This is a genomic window from Cupriavidus sp. GW822-FHT03E04, from assembly GCF_058801495.1.
Window position 1 is genome coordinate 81847 of record NZ_JBXANI010000003.1, and the last position, 19729, is coordinate 101575.

Consider the following 19729-nt stretch of genomic DNA (forward strand, 5'->3'; position numbering starts at 1 on the left):
TCAATTGCTGACTCCCGGGTTGGCCACAATAACGATTTGTGGCGTTGCCGAGCCGTCGGCGGCTTGCGTGTCTGGCATGGTTGTACCGGTCGCGACATCTACCCCCGGCTTGTCGGCGAATCGAGATACCCAGCCCATCTTGATGACGATCGGGCTATCGCTGGCTTGGCCCGTGCCGCCGGCCGTGGCGTTGCACGCCCAGGTGTAGCCTGCGGAGGTGGAATAGTTGCTGGAGTCCCGGCAGATTACTGCACGCCCACCCGGCAGGGCCGTCTGGACGCGTCGCGTCCATTCGGCCAAATCGAACGTGACCATGTTGGCTGCGCAAACCGGGCTGCCGGACGTGCATGGAGTGGTAAAGAAATTGGCGCCCGTCGGCACCGCCGGGGCGCCGGTGCTCGTGTCGAAGAAGTAGCTGCTGTTACTGGCGAGCATTTGGGCGCTGTTAGCCCGCATGCGGTCTGCCATATCGCTGGCGAGCTGCAGCGCCAGCGTGTCATAGGACGCTTGTTGGGAGAATCGGAATGATTTGATAAGAAGATTTGCCACGCCGAGCACGCCGATGGCGAGCACGACGATTGCCACCAATGCTTCGAGCATGGTGAAGCCGGCCGTCCCCCGACAGCTTGACTGACCCATCTTGACCCTCGTCCGAAAAGACTACGTTCTTTTGGCTTTGTTCTATTTTTTGTAACTGCAACCCAGGTGGAAATATAGATATAGGAATTGCCACCTAGGACCCAGTTTGGGAGGAATTAAACAACGTCCACGTTACTTTTTCTACTGCTTCCGTGGGGTAGACGCCGAAAACTCATCCAGCATGTCGCGGAATTCCGACACATCCTCAAAACTCCGATACACCGAAGCAAACCGGATATAAGCAATTTTGTCCAACCGGCGCAGCTCGCGCATGACCAGTTCCCCGACCTGGCTGCTGGGGATTTCCTTCTCGCCGAGGGCGAGCAGTTTCTCTTCGATGCGGGTGATGGAGGCGTCGATGGCTTCGGCCGAGACCGGGCGCTTGCGCAGGGCGAGGCGCATCGAGTCTTTCAGCTTGTCGCGGGTATAGTCCGCGCGGGAGCCGTTTTTCTTGACGATGGCGGGGAAGAACAGCTCGATCCGCTCATAGGTGGTGAAGCGGCGGTCGCAGGATTCACAGCGGCGGCGGCGGCGCACCGTATCGCCTTCTTCCGACATGCGCGTGTCCAGGACCTGGGTGTTGGAGTGAGCGCAAAAAGGGCATTTCATGCCTGACCACCTCGAAGTATGAGCCGGGGCGCGTGCCGCGCAGGCAGCGTTTTGTCATTCTGTGTCGCGCCGGGCTGGGTTGGCAAGGCCCGCCGCAGGCGCGGCGCGCGCCGCGGCGGGGCTGCCGGCCACCCGCGCGTGGCGGGTGGCGCTGGGCTTTAGCCGTAGACCGGGAAACGCTTGGTCAGGGCTGCCACTTGCTCGCGCACGCGCGCGATGTTGGCCAGGTCGTGCGGGTTTTCCAGCACGTCGGCGACGAGGTTGGCCACCAGGCGGGCTTCTTCTTCCTTGAAGCCGCGGGTGGTCATTGCCGGCGAGCCCAGGCGGATGCCCGAGGTGACGAACGGCTTTTCCGGGTCGTTGGGGATGGCGTTCTTGTTGACGGTGATGTGTGCTTCGCCCAGGACCTTTTCGGCTTCCTTGCCGGTGATCTGCATCGCGCGCAGGTCGACCAGCATGACGTGGCTTTCGGTGCGGCCGGAGACGATGCGCAGGCCGCGCTCGATCAGGGTTTCGGCCAACACGCGGGCGTTCTTGACCACTTGCTGCTGGTAGGTCTTGAACTCGGGCGACAGGGCTTCCTTGAACGCGACTGCCTTGCCGGCGATCACGTGCATCAGGGGGCCGCCCTGGATGCCGGGGAAGATGGCCGAGTTGATGGCCTTCTCATGCTCGGCCTTCATCAGGATCACGCCACCGCGCGGGCCGCGCAGGCTCTTGTGGGTGGTGGTGGTGACGAAGTCGGCGTGCGGCACCGGGTTGGGGTACTCGCCGGCGGCGATCAGGCCGGCGTAGTGGGCCATGTCGACCATGAACAGGGCGCCGATGGACTTGGCTACCTTGGAGATGCGTTCGAAGTCGATGCGCAGGGCGAAGGCCGAGGCGCCGGCGATGATCAGCTTGGGCTTCTTTTCCTGCGCCAGCTTTTCCAGTGCGTCGTAGTCGATGTCTTCGTTGGCGTCCAGGCCGTAGCTGACCACGTTGAACCATTTGCCGCTCATGTTGAGCGCCATGCCGTGGGTCAGGTGGCCGCCTTCGGCCAGGCTCATGCCCATGATGGTGTCACCCGGCTTCAGGGCGGCGAAGAACACGCCCTGGTTGGCCTGCGAGCCGGAATTGGGCTGCACGTTGGCGGCTTCGGCGCCGAACAGTTGCTTGACGCGGTCGATGGCCAGCTGCTCCACGACGTCGACGTACTCGCAGCCACCGTAGTAGCGCTTGCCGGGATAGCCTTCGGCGTACTTGTTGGTCAGTTGCGAGCCTTGCGCGGCCATCACGGCCGGCGAGGTGTAGTTTTCCGAGGCGATCAGCTCGATGTGCTCTTCCTGGCGCTGGTCTTCCTTCTGGATGGCGGCAAAAAGCTCGGGGTCGATCTGGTCGATCGTATAGCGGCTGCGTTCGAACATGGCGAAAACTCGTCTGAAAAAAGGGGAATTCCGAATGGCTTCGGGGTAGGGCGCGCGGGGAAGGCACAGGCGACCGGCGCTGGACGCGTTAGCTATCCGGCGCAGGGCGCACCCTGCTTCCCATTCGCTGCCCAGGCGAGCGGCAGGCGCTTGAAACATCGCGCCAGAGAACTTTGCGCTTCCTCGTGGTAGTGCCCACTGACTTCGCCAGTCGCGCAAGATGGAATGGTTGGCGGCAGTTTAACGCGAGGCGCTGGCCCGCTGCAAGACGGTGCTGCGGGGCCAAAGACCGAAAGTCAATGCCTTGTCCGTCAGGTAATGTAATTGTTGTAATGTCGGACAAGGGTTTACACCGGGTCGGGCTGGCTGCCGTTACAATCGCGGCCATGAGCAACAATGTGTGGGCCTTGCGGGTGTACTGGGAAGACACCGACGCGGGCGGCGTAGTGTTCTACGCCAATTACCTCAAGTTCTTCGAGCGCGCCCGTACCGAGTGGCTGCGCTCGCTTGGCATCGAACAGCAAGCGCTGGCCGATGAGTCGGGCGTCGTCTTCATCGTCAGAAGCACGGCGGTGGACTACAATGCCCCCGCCCGTCTGGACGACTTGCTTGAGATCCGGACACAGATTGAACGGGTTGGCCCGGCGTCGGTCCAATTCGCCCAAGAAGCCTGGCGTGGTGAGCAATTGCTGGCTACTGGCGCCATCCGGGTTGGGTGTGTTGATCGTAGCACATTTCGCCCGACTCCCATTCCCGCTCCCGTCCTTGCAACCATCAAGACCGCTCGATGAATCCCGTGACCGTCACGCAAGACCTGTCGATCATTTCGCTGGTGCTGCACGCCAGTGTGCTGGCACAGGCCGTCATGGCCCTGCTGCTGGTGATGTCCCTGTTCTCGTGGACATATATCTTCCGCAAGCATTTCTCCCTGCGCGCCGCGCGGACCCAGACCGAGGGGTTCGAGCGCGACTTCTGGGCCGGCGGCGACCTGCAGGCCCTGTACCAGAGCGCAGCCAACAATCGTCACAACACAGGCGCGCTGGAACGGATCTTTGAGTCCGGCATGGGCGAGTACCTGAAGGCGCGCGAGCGCAACAATGACGCCGGCGCGCTGCTCGATGCCGCACGGCGTGCGATGCGCGCGGCCTATCAGCGTGAGATGGATGTGATGGAGTCGCATCTTCCGTTTCTGGCGTCGGTAGGTTCGGTCAGCCCGTACATCGGCTTGTTCGGCACCGTATGGGGGATCATGAACGCCTTCCGCGGCTTGTCAAATGTGCAGCAGGCAACGCTTGCGGCCGTGGCGCCCGGCATTGCGGAGGCGCTGGTCGCCACCGCTATCGGCCTGTTCGCGGCGATTCCGGCGGTCATTGCCTACAACCGCTACGCCACCGAAGTGGATCGCCTGGCCATCCGCTTCGAGAGCTTCATGGAAGAGTTCCTGAACATCCTGCAACGGCAGACCCGCTAAAGCGCCGAAGCCACCAACGTCTTCGGTCAAGGAGAACCAGCAATGGCAGCGATACAGCGCCGTGGCGGCTCGCGCCGCCGGGCCAGTGCCGACATCAACGTCGTGCCTTACATTGACGTGATGCTGGTGCTGCTCGTCATTTTCATGGTGGCGGCACCGATCGTGAATCCCGCCGTGGTTGACCTGCCCAGCGTGGCCAACGCCACCCAGCAGCAAAAGGCCCCCCCCATTGTCGTGACCGTGCATGAGGACGGCGCACTGACCGCGCGCGGCAAGGATAACTCCGGCAACAGCTTTGAGCGCAAGCTCGACAAGCAGGGCCTGATCGACTTCGTGCATCAGCGCCAGAACGAGAATCCCGATCAGCCGGTGGTGATCGCCGCCGACCGCTCGGTCAAGTACGAGGCCGTGCTGGACGTCATGTCAGTGCTCAAGGCCGACGGCGTGAAGCGCGTCGGCCTGATGGTCAAGCCCAAGTAAGCACCGCCCCACGCGATGAAAACCGCCGCCTATCCTTATCAGCCGGCCCCGGAGCGGGGAACCCTGCGTTCCTTCCTGCTCGCGGTTTTCATGCACCTGTTGCTGGGCATCGTGCTGTATTTCGGCGTGCACTGGCAGAGCAGCACCCCGGTGGGCGCCGAAGCCGAGCTCTGGGATGAGATCCCGGCCACTACCGCACCGCCGCCCCCGCCGCCTCCCGCACCGCTGCCCGTCGTGCAAGCCCGTCCCGCGCCTCCTGCGCCAGCGGTGAGGTCTCGTGCCGAAGAAGACGCCGAGATCGCCCTCCAGCAGCAAAAGCGCCGCCAGGCCGAGGCCGCCGCCCGCGAAGAGGCGCGCCAGCAGGCCGACCTGCGCGCGCGCCAGGAAGCCGAGCGGCAGGAAGCGGCCCGCAAGGAGGCGGCCCGCAAGGATGCACAGCACAAGGAAGACCTGCGCCGCGAAGAGCAACGCCGCGAAGAACAGAAGAAGGACGAGCTGAAGAAAGAGGCCCAGCGCAAGGAAGACGCACGCAGGCAGGCCGCGCTGCAGGAGCAGCGCAAGGAGCAGGTTGAGCGCGAGCGTAAGGAAGCTGACGCCAAGGCCCGCGCCGAGGCTAAGAGCCGTGCCGAGGCTGACGCCAAGGCAAAGGCAGCCGCTGACGCCAAGGCAAAGGCAGCCGCCGACGCCAAAGCCAAGGCTAACGCCGAGGCCAAGGCCGCCGCCAACGCGAAGGCCAAGGCCGATGCGGATGCCAAGGCCAAGCGCGACGCCGCTGCCAATGCCCAGCGCCACAGTGAACTGGCGCGGCTGCAGGCCATGGCCGGCGGCGGGGCGGCAGTCGGCGGCGCCGGCGGTGTCGGCAGCGGCGCCGGCAGCGGTGCCGGTTCGGGCGGCAAGGCCTCGCCTGGCTACCCGGATCGCGTGCGTCGCCGCGTCAAGCCGAATATCGTATTTACCGAAGACGTGCCTGGCAATCCGGCCGCGGTGGTGTCGGTTCAATTGGCGCCGGACGGCTCCTTGATGTCCGCGCGGCTATCCAAGTCCAGCGGCAATTCGGGCTGGGACAACGCCGTGCTGCGCGCCGTGGAGCGCTCTGATCCGCTGCCCCGCGACGAAAACGGCAAGGCGCCAGCCAGCTTCACGATCACCTTCAAGCCTAAGGATTAAGAGGGACGGCGATGGTGACGACATGGGAACATTCGAATTGCAACATATTGCAACCTACGTCGATGCACCGCAGTCCCAACGCTACGATTACAGGTTGCCTGACGCAGCCGGCAAATGTGCCTGGGGCACGCGATACGGGCATGCGACAAGCCTTCAGCATGCTTGCCCGTTCCACGGCTCCCGTTTGCCGGCCGCGCTCGATGAATATTGATCTCGATTGAGGAGCAGCATGCGAAAGCTTTGGGCCCCCCTTTGGCTGGCCGCGCAGCGGCACGGCACCCGCGCGCACGCCCTGTTTGCCGGGCTGGCCGTGGTGCTGGCTTGTTCGGCCGGCAGCGCACAGGCGCAATTGAACGTTGAAATCACCGGCGTCGGCGCCAGCCAGCTCCCCATCGCCACGGCCAACTTCCAGGGCGAAGCTCAGGCCCCGCAAAATCTCACCGCTATCATCCGCAGCGACCTGCAGCGCAGCGGCCGCTTCCGCAATGTCGACCCGGGCGGCGCCACGGTGGCGGAGTCTGCCAATGCCGATCTTGGCAGCTGGAAGGCGCGCGGCGCCGATGCCTTCGTGGCCGGCAGCGTCACACCCACCGGCAACGGCCAGTACGACGTGCGCTTTCGCCTCTACGACACCGTCAAGGGCACCAGCCTGGGTGGCCTGGCCTTCACTGTCAGCGCAAACCAGCTGCGCGTGACCGGCCACAAGATCGCCGACTACATCTACGAGAAGCTGCTGGGCGAGCGCGGCGTGTTTGCCACGCGGCTGTCCTATGTCTCGCGGGTGGGTGGGCGTTTCCAGCTGCTGATCTCGGACTCCGACGGCCAGAACTCTCAGGTGGCGCTGACCAGCAACGAGCCGATCATCTCGCCTTCGTGGTCGCCGGATGGCAGCAAGGTCGCTTACGTGTCCTTTGAAGCCAAGAAGCCCGTGGTCTACGTGCACGACCTGGCGACCGGCAAGCGCACGCTGGTGTCGAACCAAAAGGGCAACAACAGCGCGCCTTCGTGGTCGCCTGACGGCCAACGCCTGGCGGTGGCGCTGTCGCGCGATGGCAATACCCAGATCTACCAGGTTGGCGCCGATGGCTCCGGGCTCAAGCGCCTCACCCGCAGCAGCGCCATCGATACCGAGCCGCAATACGCGCCGGATGGCCGCAGCATCTACTTCACCAGCGATCGCGGCGGTGCGCCGCAGATCTACCGCATGCCGGCCGGCGGCGAAGAAGGCGGCGCAGCCCAGCGCGTGACCTTCAAGGGCAGCTACAACGTGAGCCCGCGTATTTCCCCGGATGGCAAGCAGCTGGCCTACATCACCCGCAGCGGCGGCTTCAAGCTGCAGCTGATGGATCTCGGCAACGGCGATGTGACCTCGCTGACCGACACCGCCAACGACGAGGCTCCGAGCTTCGCCGCCAACGGCAAGTACATTCTTTATGCCACCCGGGTGGGAGGTCGCTCGGTGCTGGCGGCAGTGTCCACTGACGGGCGTACCCGGCAGGTTTTGTCGCTCCAGTCCGGCGAGGTTCGCGAGCCGTCCTGGGGACCATTCATGCAATAAACGAGGAGTTCCTAGCCATGACCAATATGATGACCAAAACCCTTGCCGTCGCCGCTCTGCTGGCCCTCGGCGCTTGCAGCTCCGGTGTCAAGCTGGACGACACCGCCAACGCCGGTGCCGGCAACAAGGGTACGCCTTCGACCGACGCCCGCGCCGTGGCGCCGGTGGACGTGTCGCGTGATCCGCTGAACGATCCGAACAGCCCGCTGGCCAAGCGCAGCGTGTACTTCGACTTCGACAGCTACAGCGTCAAGTCCGACTACCAGGGCATGCTGTCGGAGCACGCCAAGTACCTGGCCGCCAACAAGGGCCGCCGCATCCTGATTCAGGGCAACACCGACGATCGCGGCACCAGCGAATACAACCTGGCCCTGGGCCAGAAGCGCGCCGAAGCCGTGCGCCGCTCGCTGTCCTCGCTGGGCGTGCCGGAAACCCAGATGGAAGCCGTCAGCCTGGGCAAGGAAAAGCCCAAGGCAACCGGCCACGACGAAGCCGCCTGGGCAGAAAACCGCCGCGCGGACATCACGTACTAATCTGCGGACAGCCATCTCATGAAAGCACGCGTCTCCAAGTTGGTATTGCTTACTGCGATGTCCTGCGCCAGCCTGTTGCCGTTTGCACAGGCGCGGGCCGGCGTGTTCGACGATGACGAGGCGCGCAAAGCCATCGTCAACATGCGGGACCAGTTCAACGGTTTCCAGGCGACGGCATCGCAGCGCATCGACCAGAACAGCCGCGCCCAGCTCGACATGCAGAACCAGCTCGAAGGTCTGCGCCAGGAAGTGGCGCGACTGCGCGGCCAGAACGAGATGCTGCAGAACGAGGTGACGACGCTGCAAAAGCAGCAGAAGGACTACTACGCGGACCTGGATGCGCGCCTGAAGAAATTCGAGCCGCAACAGGTCACCGTGGATGGCCGCGAAGGGCTGTCGCAACCTGGCGAGAAGACCGAATACGATGCCGCGCTCAAGCAGTTCCAGACCGGGGACTTCAAGGGCGCCGGCAACGTGTTCGCGGGCTTCATCAAGAAGTACCCGCAGAGCCCGTACGTGCCGCTGGCGCAGTTCTGGCTCGGCAACTCGCTGTACGCGCAGCGCGACTACCGCGGCTCGACCTCGGTGCTGCAGAACATGGTGCAGGCCTATCCGGATCACCCCAAGGTGCCGGATGCGCTGATCGCCATCGCCAACAACCAGATCGAATCGGGCCAGAAGCCCGCAGCCCGCAAGACCCTGGAGCAGGTGGTAGCCAAATACCCCGGCACCGAGGGCGCGCAGGCGGCGAGCAATCGCCTCAAGACGCTGAAGTAAGCGCCTGAGAGGGCGGGGCGCTGCTAAGCGGCCCAGGTAGCAGTCTGTACACTAAAGGCCCGCATCCGCGGGCCTTTAGTCTTGGGCGCGCTAAAATACCCGATTCGCCTCGAATTTTGCGTGGCGCCTCCAGGCGCCGCGCCGTGCCATCATGAAAAAACGCGCTATCGTCCTGCTTTCCGGCGGCCTGGACTCCGCCACCGTCCTTGCCATGGCCAATGCGCAGGGCTTCGAGACTTATGCATTGTCGATGCGCTACGGTCAGCGCCACTCCTCGGAACTGGAGGCTGCAAAGCGCGTGGCCGCAGCCCTGGGCGCGGTGCGCCATGAGATCATCGACCTGGACCTGCGACGCTTCGGCGGCTCCGCGTTGACCGACGATAGCCTTGAGGTGCCTACGGATGGCGCCGTCGGCGGCATTCCGGTGACCTACGTGCCGGCCCGCAATACCATCATGCTGTCGCTGGCCCTGGGCTGGGCCGAGGCCGTTGGCGGCCGTGACCTGTTCTTCGGTGCCAACGCGGTCGACTACTCTGGCTATCCGGATTGCCGGCCCGAGTACGTGTCTGCCTACGAGGCGCTTGCCAACCTGGCCACCAAGGCCGGCGTCGAAGGCGAGCGCATCCGCGTGCATGCGCCCATCATCGACATGACCAAGGGCGAGATCATCCGCGCCGGCGTCAAGCTCGGGGTGGACTACGGCATGACGGTGTCGTGCTATAAGGCCGACGACGACGGCCGGGCCTGTGGCGTGTGCGACTCTTGCCGCATCCGCCGCGCGGGCTTCGAGGCCGCTGGGGTGCCTGATCCCACCCGCTACCAGGGCGCAGCCTGACGGTTGTCGTTGCCACCAGCGCGCTTGCGCGCACCCACCCGTTCCGCTTCCCCCGCCGGACACCCATGCCCGAAATCGATATTGCCGCGCTCAGCCATACCATACTGGCGAGCACCTTCATCCTGACCTTCCTGTTTGGGGCGGTGCTCCAGCGCACGCACTTCTGCACCATGGGTGCGGTCTCCGACATCGTCAATATGGGTGACTGGACCCGCATGCGCATGTGGGGGCTGGCCATCGGCGTGGCCATGATCGGCACCGCCGCACTGGCTGCGGGCGGCTACATCGATCCCACCAAGACCATCTATGCCGCCAGCAAGCTCAGCTGGCTCTCCGCCCTGATGGGCGGGCTGATGTTCGGCTTCGGCATGGTGCTGGCCTCGGGCTGCGGCAGCAAGACGCTGGTGCGTATCGGCGCGGGGAACCTGAAGTCGGTGGTGGTGTTCGTCTTCCTGGGGCTGTCGGCCTATATGACGCTGCGCGGCTTGTTTGGCGTGATTCGCGTGAACACCGTCGATGCCGTGGCGCTCACTCTGCCCACCACGCAGGACCTGCCCTCCGTGCTGGCGCACGCCAGCGGCATGGCGCGCGCCACCCTGCAAGTCGGCATCGCGCTGGTGGTGGGCGGGGCGCTGGTGATCTGGGCGCTGGCGGGACGCGGCTTCCGCACCTTCGATAACCTGCTTGGTGGCCTGGCCGTGGGCCTGATCATCGTGGCCATGTGGTACGTGTCCGGGCACCTCGGCTATGTCGCTGAGGATCCCAATACGCTCGAGGAACTGTTTGTTGCCAGCAACAGCGGCCGCATGGAGAGCCTGAGCTTTGTCGCTCCCTACGCCTACACGCTCGACTGGCTGATGATGTTCAGCGACAAGAGCAAGGTGCTGACCATCGGCATCGTCAGCGTGTTCGGCGTGGTGGCCGGCGCCGCTGCGTACGCACTGGTGACCCGCACTTTTCGCTGGGAAGGCTTTGGCAACGCCGAGGACGTCGGCAACCATCTGGTGGGTGGCGTCCTGATGGGCGCGGGTGGCGTGACCGCGCTGGGCTGCACCATCGGCCAGGGGCTGTCAGGCGTATCCACGCTGGCGATTGGCTCGTTTATCGCGCTGGCCGGCATCCTGCTTGGCTCGGTGCTCGGCTTCCGCTACCAGATATGGCGCCTTGAGCGCATGATCTAGCACGAGTAGTTCGTGTTCAAAGGTTGACTTTAGGGCCAAGATATTCCTATAATCGCGGCTTCAGTTTTTCCGGGTCGTTAGCTCAGTCGGTAGAGCAGCGGACTTTTAATCCGTTGGTCGCGTGTTCGAGTCACGCACGACCCACCAGCATTGCGAAAAGGCGTAGCGGGCAACCGTTACGCCTTTTTTGTTTCATGTGCCCGCGCCCGATGCGCGGGCGCGGAGCGGTTGCAAATCAGCCTTCGCTGGCCAGGTGCCTGGCGAGAAACGCTTCCATGGCTTCGTAGAAGTCGAAGGTGTTTTCCTCGTTGTGGAAGCCGTGGCCCTCGTTTTCCTTTAGCAGGTATTCCACATCCACGCCGCGCGAGCGCAGTGCCTGGACGATCTGGTCGCTCTCCGCCTGCTTGACGCGCGGATCGTTGGCGCCTTGCGCCACCAGCAGCGGCGTGCGGATCTTGTCCGCGAAGAACACCGGCGAGGCATCGTGCAGGGCTTGGCGCTCGGCTTCCACGTTGGGGTTGCCGACCATCTCGTACAGCATGTCTAGCATCGGTTTCCAGTACGCGGGAATGGTCTCCAGCAGCGTGAACAGGTTCGATACGCCGACATAGTCGATGGCCGCTGCGTAGCGCTCCGGCGTGAAGGCGACGCCCGCCAGCGTTGCATAGCCGCCATAGCTGGCGCCGTAGATCGCGATGCGCTTGGGGTCCACGATGCCTTGTGCGACGAGCCAGTCGACGCCGTCGTCGATATCGTGCTGCATCGTCTTGCCCCACTGCTTGAAGCTTGCCTCCCAGAATGCGCGACCGTAGCCGGTGGAGCCGCGGAAGTTGATCTGCAGCACGGCATAGCCGCGATTGGCCAGCAGCTGCACCTCGGGGTTGAAGCCCCATACGTCGCGCGTCCACGGGCCGCCGTGCGGGTTGACCACCAGCGGCAGGCCCCGCGGCGCAGGCTCGCCCGCGCTGGCCACCGGGAGCGTCAGGTAGCCGTGGATCTGCAGGCCGTCGCGCGAGGTGAAGCGGATTGGCTGCATGCCGGCCATGTCGGTTTCATCCAGCCAGGGCTGCACCTTGCCTAGCGTGACCAGCTTTTGCGTGCCGCTGTCGTACAGGAAGCGCGTGCCGGTGGTCTTGTCGCTCGAGGCGGAGACGATCATGCGGGTCTCAATGCGCGTGATGCTGGTGACGTGGTGCTCGTAGCCCGGCAGTTGCCGCTCCAGGTCGGCATGGATCTGCTCGGCATGGGCGTCGAAGAAATGGCGATGCGTCTTCCAGTCGGTGTACCAGGCGGCGGTCAGCACGCGGCGATGCCGCGAGTAGGACAGGCCGCCGACATCTACCTCATCGTGCTCGAAGACCAGGCGGCCTTCCTTGGCGGTCTGCGGATCGAATTCGAATATCGCCGTCTTGTCGCGGCCGCGATTCGACTGCACATACAGCTGCTTGTCGTCGAAGGTGAAGAACAGCGGCGAGACCGTCTCGCGGAAGTCGGTGGTCAGGATCGGGCGGAAAGGCTCGTCCTCGGCATCGCGGTAGAGCAGGGTGGTGTTCACGCCGTCGCTGGCGGTCGCTACCCGCAGGCGGCCTGCGTGGTCGGTGCCCCAGCTCATCACGTTGCCCGGGTTTTCCGCGATCTGCACGGACTCGCCCGTGACGACATCGACGCGCAGCACGTCGAATACTTCCGGGTCGCGCTTGTTGTGCGACAGCAGGATATGGCGGTCATCGTCCTCGAGATCGTCGATGATCTCCGCGCGCACGCCCGGGTACGGGGTCAGGTCGACCGGTTCGCCGCCGTCGATCGGCACCGACAGCACGTGGAAGTTCTCGTCGCCGCCAAAGTCCTTCGCGTACAGGATGTGCGCGTTGCCTTTCCACGTGTGGAAGGGCAGGTCGCGCTCGCTCTCGTGGGTCAGTGGCCGGGCTTCGCCCAACACGTTGCCTTTGGTGTCGATGGCCTGCACGAAGACGTTCTGGCGGCCCTGGTGCCGGGCGAGGAAGGACAGGTGGCGGCCATCCGGCGAGATCGAGAACTGGGAACGGTCCGGTTTGCGGAACAGTTCACGCACGCCGTAGTGCTTCACCTTTGCCGGCGCCTGTGCACCGGTTGATGGGTTGTCTTGACGCAATGCTCACTCCTTGGTGTGTCTGGGGCCGGCAAGCGGCGCCAGGGCTCAGTCCGTGCGCGCCGCCTCGGGGCCCGGTGCCTGGGCGCTGGCTTGCCCGGTTGCGCCTGTGGACGGTGCGGGCGGCGTCGGGTCCTTGTCGTGCGCGGCGTCCCGGCGCTCGATTTCTTCCCGCGTGGACGTGGACAGGTCCCAACTGGCGATAAACAGCGCGGCGATCAGCGGGCCGATGACGAAGCCGCTCAGCCCGAACAGCGCCATGCCGCCCAGCGTGGAGATCAGCACTACCCAGTCGGGCATGCGAGTGTCCTTGCCAACCAGGATAGGGCGCAGCACGTTGTCCACCGCGCCGATCACCACCGCGCAGAAGCCGATCAGGATGGAGCCCTTGCCCACGTCGCCGGTCAGCAGGAAGTAGATCCCCACCGGTCCCCAGATCAGTGCGGCGCCCACCGCAGGCAGCAGCGACAGGAAGCCCATCAGCACACCCCACAGCAGCGAGCCCTGGATGCCGAGGAACCAGAAGGCCAGGCCGCCCAGCGCGCCTTGCACCGCGGCCACGGCGATGTTGCCCTTGACGGTGGCGCGGGCCACGGTGGTGAACTTGCGCAGCAGGTGCTGCTTGTGCGGCTCGCTCAGCGGGATCGCCCGCATGATGATCTTGGAAAGCTGCGGGCCATCGCGCAGCAGGAAGAACAGCAGGTACAGCATCACGCCAAAGCTGACCACGAACTGGAATGTGTTCTGCCCGATGCTGAGCGCCTGCGCGGCGATGATCTGGCTGGCCTGGGCGGCCCCCGCGGTGAGCTTTTGCTGCAGGTCGCCGATATCGGTCAAGCCGAAGCGGTCCAGCACCCTTGTCACCGACGGCGGCAGGGCGTGCAAGGCTTGCTGGAAGTAGGCGCCGAAATTGAGCTGGCCGGACTTGATCTGCTGGTAGACGGTGCTGCCTTCCTGGATCAGGGCGCCGGTGACAAAGATCAGCGGCAGCACGACGATCAGCAGGCATAGCGTCAGCGTGGTCAGCGATGCCAGGTTGCGTCGGCCGCCCATGCGCCGGGTCAGCCAGTTGTTGGGTGGCGTGAAGATGATGGCCAGAATGGCGCCCCAGAACACGGCGCCGAAGAAAGGTCGCAGGACGAAGCAGAAGGCTATCGACACGACTGCCAGCAGCAGGTAGAACGCCTTTTGCTGCATTTCCGCTCGTTGGGTCATTGTGCTGTCACCTTGCGTCGAAAAAGCGTTGGAGCGCGCGCCGCTATGGTGGCGTACGGCGGCTCGCCGCGGCGCGTGGCGCTGATTGCCTTCATTGCCTTATGACAGGCCCTCGGTAGGCAAGGCCGACGCAGGTGGCGGCCTTGCATGGCGCATCGCGGTGCTAACGCACCAGCGGGTCGCGGAACCCTGTGTCGACGGTGTCGGACGGGGTCTTGCGGGCATCCTGGACGGAGCTTTTCTGAAAAGTCTCGTAGGCCCAGTAGCCGGCCGCGGCCAGCGCGCCGAGCTTGGACAGCTTCCAGCCCCAGCGCAGCACCGGGGTCTTGCGCAGCAGCGGCAGCGCCAGGGACACGGCTGAGCTGAGCAACGGGTAGTCCTTGGCGAGTCCAAGCAGCTTGAGCCAGGAGGCGGGCCGGGTCATGCGCGGCAGCCAGGTGCTGAAACGGCCGAGACGGGTCGCGCTGCCACGGACGTGATGGAGCGCCTGGGCGCAGTCGTAGCGCTCAAGCGCGGCGCGCGTGATCAGCAGCTCCTTGCGAATGGCAAGGGGCAGGCGCACCTCCCGCGCGAAACGTACGGGGCGTTGGTGCGAGCGAGGCGCTTTGGAGGTGGGTGCGGTGCCGGCCGCGTTGTCGGCCGGCTCGCCTGGGGTGTGTGGTGTGCTCATCGGCGCAGGATCTCCCGGTCTTTATCGATCTCGGCCAGCGTCGCTTCGAACAGGGGCGGGGCATTGCGCACCAGATGGCGGGCAACCGCGAGGCAGATTGCGCAGGCGGCCAGGTATAACGCAGCCAGCACGCCCAGGGCCTGCCAGCGGTAGGTGTCCCAGAACACGATGGCGATCAATACGGTCAGCGTCACCATTGCCAGGCCAAAGAACACCAGGCCGAAACAGGCCAGCAAGGCCATCTTCATCAGCCGGGAGCGTTCTTCCGCGAGTTCGACACTGGCAAGTTCAAGGCGAGTCTGCACCATTGCCACCAGTGATCCTGCCAGGCTGCGCAGGGCATCCATAAACTTGGGGGAAGAGGTGGGGTCGCTCATTCAATTCCGGCGAAGGCGTGCAGCGGCGAAGCGCTGCACCTGCTGCAGACGGGGAGCCCCGCCAGCGGTGCGGGACTGCTGGCGGGGCGTTGCCCGGCACTGCGCCGCGACATGCTGCGGCCCAGGTGCAAGGCGTTCGGGTTCATGCGCGAGGCCTGCGGCCTGGCGAATTACTTGCGGTTCAGCAATAGGCCGATCAGCAGGCCGACGCCGGCGGCAACGCCGACTGCGCGCCACGGATGGTCATGGACGTAGTCGTCGGTGGCGCGTGCAGCCGCCTTGCTCTTGGTGACCACGGCGTCCTGGAGGTCTTGGGCCTTTTCTTTGGCTTGTTTCAGCAGGCCCATGCCGCGCTCACGCAGTTCGGCAGCTTTTTCGCCTGTGGTCGAGGCCGCTTGCTTAAGCAGTTCTTCGGCATCGGACAAAACGGTCTTGACATCGCTCATCAGTTTCTCCTGTTGCGGGCGGTGGTTTCGGATTGTGACATTTTGCCTTCCCCGCACGTTGTCGGGCAGCTTCTCGCCCTCTTTACTAGCATATGCGGGGAACCGCCGTGGTTTCAACACCACGAGTCCGACACAGCGTGTAGGACTGTGACGCAGGACAAAGGTCTTAACAAAGGTCTTAATACAAAAAGGTGATTTTGTAGTGACTTTATATTCGTTTGGGTTGGATCGCAATCGCACTAGAGTGGTTCCACCCTATTTTGCCTCTTGAGGAGACCCGCATGGCTCTACGTCTCGGTGACATCGCGCCGGATTTCGAACAGGATTCCAGTGAAGGCCCGATTCGCTTTCATGAATGGCTGGGCGACAGCTGGGGCGTGCTTTTCTCGCACCCGGCCGATTTCACACCGGTCTGCACGACCGAACTCGGCCTGACGGCGAAGCTGAAGGGTGATTTTGCCAAGCGCAATGTCAAAGTCATCGCACTGTCGGTCGATCCTGTCGAGTCCCATCGCGAGTGGATCAAGGATATCAACGAGACCCAGGGTACCACGGTCAATTTCCCCATCATCGCCGATGGCGACCGCAAGGTTTCCGAGCTGTACGACATGATTCACCCCAATGCGAACGCGACCTTGACGGTGCGCTCGCTGTTTGTGATCGACGCGGAAAAGAAGGTGCGGCTGACCATCACCTACCCGGCCAGCACCGGGCGCAACTTCAATGAGATCCTGCGGGTGATCGATTCGCTGCAGCTCACCGACAACCATAGCGTTGCCACGCCGGGCAACTGGCAGGACGGCGAGGATGTGGTGATTGTGCCCTCGCTGAAGGACGAGGACGTGATAAAGCAGAAATTTCCGAAGGGATACAAGGCCGTGCGGCCTTACCTGCGGCTGACGCCGCAACCCAACAAGTAAGCAAGCAGCCGGCCGGGGCGCGTAGCGCCGGGCCGGCGGACCGGTGTTGTACAACGATGGGCTCGCCCGTCGTCTCTCCTTGGTAGTGTGCTTGGCCCGGCTTCGCAGCCGGGCCTTTTTATGTCTTGCGAGAGAGCGGGCGGGCCCGGGCGGCGTGCTTTAGAAGAACGCCTGGATGCCGGTCTGGGCGCGACCCAGGATCAGCGCGTGGATGTCATGGGTGCCTTCGTAAGTGTTGACCACTTCGAGGTTGACTACGTGACGGATCACGCCGAACTCGTCCGAGATGCCGTTGCCGCCGAGCATGTCGCGCGCCACGCGGGCGATGTCCAGCGACTTGCCGCAGGAATTGCGCTTCATGATCGAGGTGATTTCCACCGCGGCGGTGCCTTCGTCCTTCATGCGGCCCAGGCGCAGGCAGCCTTGCAGGCCCAGCGTGATCTCGGTCTGCATGTCGGCCAGTTTCTTCTGCACCAGCTGGTTGGCGGCCAGCGGGCGGCCGAACTGCTTGCGGTCCAGCGTGTACTGGCGCGCGGTGTGCCAGCAGAACTCGGCGGCGCCCAGGGCGCCCCAGGCGATGCCGTAGCGGGCCGAGTTCAGGCAGGTGAAGGGACCCTTCAGGCCGGACACGCCCGGCATCAGGTTCTCTTCCGGCACGAACACCTGGTCCATGACGATTTCGCCGGTGATCGAGGTGCGCAGGCCAACCTTGCCGTGGATGGCAGGTGCCGACAGGCCCTTCCAGCCCTTTTCGAGGATAAAGCCGCGGATCGCTTCCTTGCCGTCGTCGCCGACCAGCTTGCCCCACACCACGAATACGTCGGCGATGGGCGAGTTGGTGATCCACATCTTGGCGCCGGACAGCTCATAGCCGCCTGCCACCTTCTTGGCGCGTGTGATCATGGAGCCCGGGTCGGAGCCGTGGTTCGGCTCGGTCAGGCCGAAGCAGCCGATCCACTCGCCGGTTGCCAGCTTAGGCAGGTATTTCTGCTTCTGCGCTTCGCTGCCGAATTCGTGGATGGGCACCATCACCAGCGACGACTGCACGCTCATCATCGAGCGATAGCCTGAATCCACCCGCTCCACTTCGCGCGCGATCAGGCCGTAGGCCACGTAGTTCAGGCCGGGGCCGCCGTATTCCTCGGGAATGGTGGGGCCGAGCAGGCCCAGCTCGCCCATCTCGCGGAAGATCTCGATGTCGGTCTTCTCATTGCGGAACGATTGCAGTACGCGCGGGGCGAGCTTGTCCTGGCAATAGGCCAGGGCGGCGTCGCGCACCATGCGCTCGTCGGCGCTCAGTTGGTCGTCCAGCAACAGCGGGTCAGCCCAGTGGAATTCGGCGTTGGCAGCCATGTAGGTCTCCTTCGGTAGTGCAGGTCTAGTGCAGATCGGGATGGGCGGCCTCGCGAGCCAACCCTGAATTCAGGAAGTATCGGCGCATTCCGCGGTCCGCCGTGGTGCTTTTGCGGTTCCGCATTGCGGAACTTTGTTCCGATGATGTAGTATATCGCAATGCGCGATCCATGCAATAGGGCGCGCTGCCTCCATCCAACCCGCGGAGATCACTTTTGGCCACTGAATCGCAAGCCACGCCTGCGGCGGATGCCGCCAGCGCCACACCGCGCGAGAGCGATCCCAATTTTGTTGCCGCGCTGGCGCGCGGCCTTGAGCTGCTGCGTTGCTTTCGCACTGGCGAGTCGATGCTGGGCAACCAGGATTTCGTGCGCCGCACGGGCTTTCCCAAAGCCACCGTGAGCCGGCTGGCCGGCACACTGGTGCAACTGGGCTACCTGCGCTACGACGATAGCCTGGGCAAGTACGCACTCGATGCCGGCGTGCTGGCACTAGGCTATTCCTACCTGTCCGCGTCCAATGTGGTGACGCTGGCGCGCCCGCACATGCTGGCGTTCGCGCAGGCTTACGGGGTGTCGGTCTCGCTGGGCAAGCGCGAGCGCATGGAGGTGATCTATCTTGAATCGATTCGCAACGATGCGGGCGTGATGCTGGGGCTGGGCGTGGGGTCGCGGCTCTCGCTGGTATCGAGTTCCATGGGCCGCGCTTACCTGGCGGCCTTGCCGGCAGCCAAGCGCGAACGGGTGCTGGCAGAGTTTGCCCTGGCCTATCCCGAACAGTGGAAAACCCAGGAGGCGGCGATGCGTGCCACGGTGGAGCAGGCGTCGACCCTGGGCTATGCGGCGTCGTTCCGTGACTGGCACCCAGCCATCCACGCATGCGCGGTGGCATTCCGTCCGGTGGGGGAGAAGGAGCTCCACATGCTGAGTTGCAGTGCGTCCTATGGCTCGGTCGAGGAAGCGGTGTTTCACGACAAGCTGGCGCCGGCCTTGCGCGCGCTGGCGGCGCGGCTGTCGGACCCGGCGCTCTGAAGCGCGGCGACGCCGGCCTTGGCCGGTGTCGCGTTCCCAATACGTACGGCCCGCTTACAGATCCGTTCGCAGCTTCCACAACTCCGGGAACAGCACCACGTCAAGCATCTTGCGCAGGTAGCTGACGCCTTCGGTGCCGCCGGTGCCGCGCTTGAAGCCGATCACGCGTTCCACGGTGGTGACATGGCGGAAGCGCCACTGCCGGAAAGCATCTTCCAGGTCGACGAACTTCTCGCCTAGTTCATACAGTTCCCAGTGCGCCTCGGGCTTGCGATAGACCTCTAGCCATGCCGCTTCCACCGAGGCGTTCTCGCCGGCCGGCTTGGTCCAGTCCCGCTCGATGCAGGCCGCATCGATGGCAAAGCCGCGCCGCGCCATCAGGCGGATCGCTTCGTCATACAGCGACGGCGTGCGCAGGGCTTCTTCTACCAGCGCCAGGTGTTGCGGCTGGTGCGCATGCGGGCGCAGCATGGCCGCGTTCTTGTTGCCGAGGATGAACTCGATCTCGCGGTACTGGAACGATTGGAAACCAGACGACATCCCGAGGTAAGGGCGCATCGCCGAGTACTCCGGCGGCGTCATCGTCGCCAGCACGCTCCACGCCTGCACCAGTTGCTCCATGATGCGCGAGACTCGCGTGAGCATCTTGAAGGCTGGCGGCAACTGGTCCTGGCGCACGCATTCGCGCGCGGCGCGCAGCTCGTGCAGTGCCAGCTTCATCCACAGCTCGCTGGTCTGGTGCTGCACGATGAACAGCATCTCGTTGTGCTCGGGCGAGAGCGGATGCTGGGCGTTGAGAATCTGGTCCAGCGCCAGGTAATCGCCGTAGCTCATGTCCTTGGCGAAATCCATCTGGGCATCGTGCCAGCTGGCATCGCTGGTCTCGGTGGCGCCTGCGCCCGACATCGGGCATCCCTTGTGGTTGCTCATGGC

Annotated in this window: 21 protein-coding genes, 1 tRNA gene and 1 riboswitch; of the genes, 12 read left to right on the forward strand and 10 right to left on the reverse strand. The window is 64.3% G+C overall.

All coding sequences use genetic code 11. The features are described from left to right. The 3 genes from pilV to glyA all read right to left on the reverse strand — a co-directional run bounded on the left by pilV (position 1) and on the right by glyA (position 2654). On the reverse strand, positions 1–639 hold the full coding sequence (pilV, locus tag AC1RQC_RS04395; protein WP_492373317.1) for a type IV pilus modification protein PilV: 639 nt from the start codon (positions 637–639) through the stop codon (positions 1–3). A gap of 141 nt (positions 640–780) precedes the next feature. Next, entirely contained in the window at positions 781–1248 is a 468-nt protein-coding gene (gene nrdR, locus AC1RQC_RS04400) for a transcriptional regulator NrdR (RefSeq protein ID WP_006162931.1), read from the reverse strand. Positions 1249–1406: 158 nt separating this feature from the next. Continuing rightward, complete coding sequence (gene glyA / locus AC1RQC_RS04405) at positions 1407–2654, reverse strand: serine hydroxymethyltransferase (RefSeq protein WP_150984111.1); 1248 nt, start codon at positions 2652–2654, stop codon at positions 1407–1409. 122 nt (positions 2655–2776) lie between these two features. Beyond that, positions 2777–2879: riboswitch (ZMP/ZTP riboswitch) on the reverse strand. Between the two features lie 161 nt (positions 2880–3040). On the opposite strand from glyA, the gene ybgC reads away from it, so the two are divergent. The 10 genes from ybgC to AC1RQC_RS04455 all read left to right on the forward strand — a co-directional run bounded on the left by ybgC (position 3041) and on the right by AC1RQC_RS04455 (position 10803). Next, a complete protein-coding gene (gene ybgC, locus AC1RQC_RS04410) occupies positions 3041–3445 on the forward strand; it encodes a tol-pal system-associated acyl-CoA thioesterase (protein ID WP_043352192.1) in 405 nt (134 codons plus the stop codon). Beyond that, positions 3442–4125: a protein TolQ gene (gene tolQ, locus AC1RQC_RS04415; protein WP_043348531.1), complete on the forward strand. Its 684-nt coding sequence runs from the start codon at positions 3442–3444 to the stop codon at positions 4123–4125. Before ybgC ends, tolQ begins: the two co-directional genes overlap by 4 nt. 42 nt (positions 4126–4167) lie before the next feature. Then, positions 4168–4605 carry a protein TolR gene (tolR, locus tag AC1RQC_RS04420; protein ID WP_492882540.1) on the forward strand — a complete coding sequence of 146 codons (438 nt, stop codon included), beginning with the start codon at positions 4168–4170 and terminating at the stop codon, positions 4603–4605. 15 nt (positions 4606–4620) lie between these two features. After that, positions 4621–5772, forward strand: coding sequence for a cell envelope integrity protein TolA (tolA, locus tag AC1RQC_RS04425; RefSeq protein ID WP_492882541.1), 1152 nt, complete (start codon positions 4621–4623; stop codon positions 5770–5772). 229 nt (positions 5773–6001) lie between these two features. Further along, positions 6002–7330, forward strand: a complete 1329-nt coding sequence (gene tolB / locus AC1RQC_RS04430) for a Tol-Pal system beta propeller repeat protein TolB (RefSeq protein WP_492376359.1) — start codon at positions 6002–6004, stop codon at positions 7328–7330. A gap of 17 nt (positions 7331–7347) precedes the next feature. Next, on the forward strand, positions 7348–7863 hold the full coding sequence (gene pal, locus AC1RQC_RS04435) for a peptidoglycan-associated lipoprotein Pal (RefSeq protein WP_173430687.1): 516 nt from the start codon (positions 7348–7350) through the stop codon (positions 7861–7863). Positions 7864–7881: 18 nt separating this feature from the next. Further along, positions 7882–8640: a tol-pal system protein YbgF gene (gene ybgF, locus AC1RQC_RS04440; protein ID WP_253928682.1), complete on the forward strand. Its 759-nt coding sequence runs from the start codon at positions 7882–7884 to the stop codon at positions 8638–8640. Positions 8641–8791: 151 nt separating this feature from the next. Continuing rightward, entirely contained in the window at positions 8792–9475 is a 684-nt protein-coding gene (gene queC / locus AC1RQC_RS04445) for a 7-cyano-7-deazaguanine synthase QueC (protein WP_043348516.1), read from the forward strand. Positions 9476–9540: 65 nt separating this feature from the next. Continuing rightward, positions 9541–10656: a YeeE/YedE family protein gene (locus AC1RQC_RS04450; RefSeq protein ID WP_492882542.1), complete on the forward strand. Its 1116-nt coding sequence runs from the start codon at positions 9541–9543 to the stop codon at positions 10654–10656. Between the two features lie 71 nt (positions 10657–10727). Then, a tRNA-Lys gene (locus tag AC1RQC_RS04455) sits at positions 10728–10803 on the forward strand. Between the two features lie 88 nt (positions 10804–10891). Here the strand turns inward: AC1RQC_RS04455 and AC1RQC_RS04460 are convergent. The 5 genes from AC1RQC_RS04460 to AC1RQC_RS04480 all read right to left on the reverse strand — a co-directional run bounded on the left by AC1RQC_RS04460 (position 10892) and on the right by AC1RQC_RS04480 (position 15492). Continuing rightward, the gene (locus tag AC1RQC_RS04460) at positions 10892–12787 is read right to left on the reverse strand and encodes a S9 family peptidase (RefSeq protein WP_492882543.1); all 1896 of its coding nucleotides are present in this window, start codon (positions 12785–12787) and stop codon (positions 10892–10894) included. A gap of 45 nt (positions 12788–12832) precedes the next feature. Next, entirely contained in the window at positions 12833–13999 is a 1167-nt protein-coding gene (locus AC1RQC_RS04465; RefSeq protein ID WP_492376356.1) for an AI-2E family transporter, read from the reverse strand. A gap of 163 nt (positions 14000–14162) precedes the next feature. Continuing rightward, a complete protein-coding gene (locus tag AC1RQC_RS04470; protein ID WP_492387204.1) occupies positions 14163–14669 on the reverse strand; it encodes a DUF3318 domain-containing protein in 507 nt (168 codons plus the stop codon). Then, positions 14666–15046 (reverse strand): phage holin family protein, encoded by a 381-nt coding sequence (locus AC1RQC_RS04475; protein ID WP_492376354.1) that lies wholly within the window; start codon positions 15044–15046, stop codon positions 14666–14668. The genes AC1RQC_RS04470 and AC1RQC_RS04475 overlap by 4 nt, the downstream gene beginning before the upstream one ends. Positions 15047–15216: 170 nt before the next feature. Beyond that, on the reverse strand, positions 15217–15492 hold the full coding sequence (locus AC1RQC_RS04480) for an ElaB/YgaM/YqjD family protein (RefSeq protein ID WP_006162945.1): 276 nt from the start codon (positions 15490–15492) through the stop codon (positions 15217–15219). A gap of 281 nt (positions 15493–15773) precedes the next feature. Here AC1RQC_RS04480 and AC1RQC_RS04485 point away from each other — a divergent pair, with 281 nt between their 5' ends. Beyond that, a complete protein-coding gene (locus AC1RQC_RS04485) occupies positions 15774–16412 on the forward strand; it encodes a peroxiredoxin (protein ID WP_492376353.1) in 639 nt (212 codons plus the stop codon). A gap of 159 nt (positions 16413–16571) precedes the next feature. On the opposite strand, the gene AC1RQC_RS04490 is transcribed toward AC1RQC_RS04485, so the two are convergent. Beyond that, entirely contained in the window at positions 16572–17765 is a 1194-nt protein-coding gene (locus AC1RQC_RS04490; protein ID WP_006162948.1) for an acyl-CoA dehydrogenase, read from the reverse strand. Positions 17766–17980: 215 nt separating this feature from the next. Between AC1RQC_RS04490 and AC1RQC_RS04495 the strand changes: the two genes are divergently transcribed. Further along, entirely contained in the window at positions 17981–18796 is an 816-nt protein-coding gene (locus AC1RQC_RS04495; protein ID WP_043348497.1) for an IclR family transcriptional regulator, read from the forward strand. Positions 18797–18850: 54 nt separating this feature from the next. Here AC1RQC_RS04495 and kynA read toward each other — a convergent pair whose 3' ends face one another. Further along, a complete protein-coding gene (gene kynA / locus AC1RQC_RS04500; RefSeq protein ID WP_150984125.1) occupies positions 18851–19726 on the reverse strand; it encodes a tryptophan 2,3-dioxygenase in 876 nt (291 codons plus the stop codon). Positions 19727–19729: the final 3 nt, after the last annotated feature.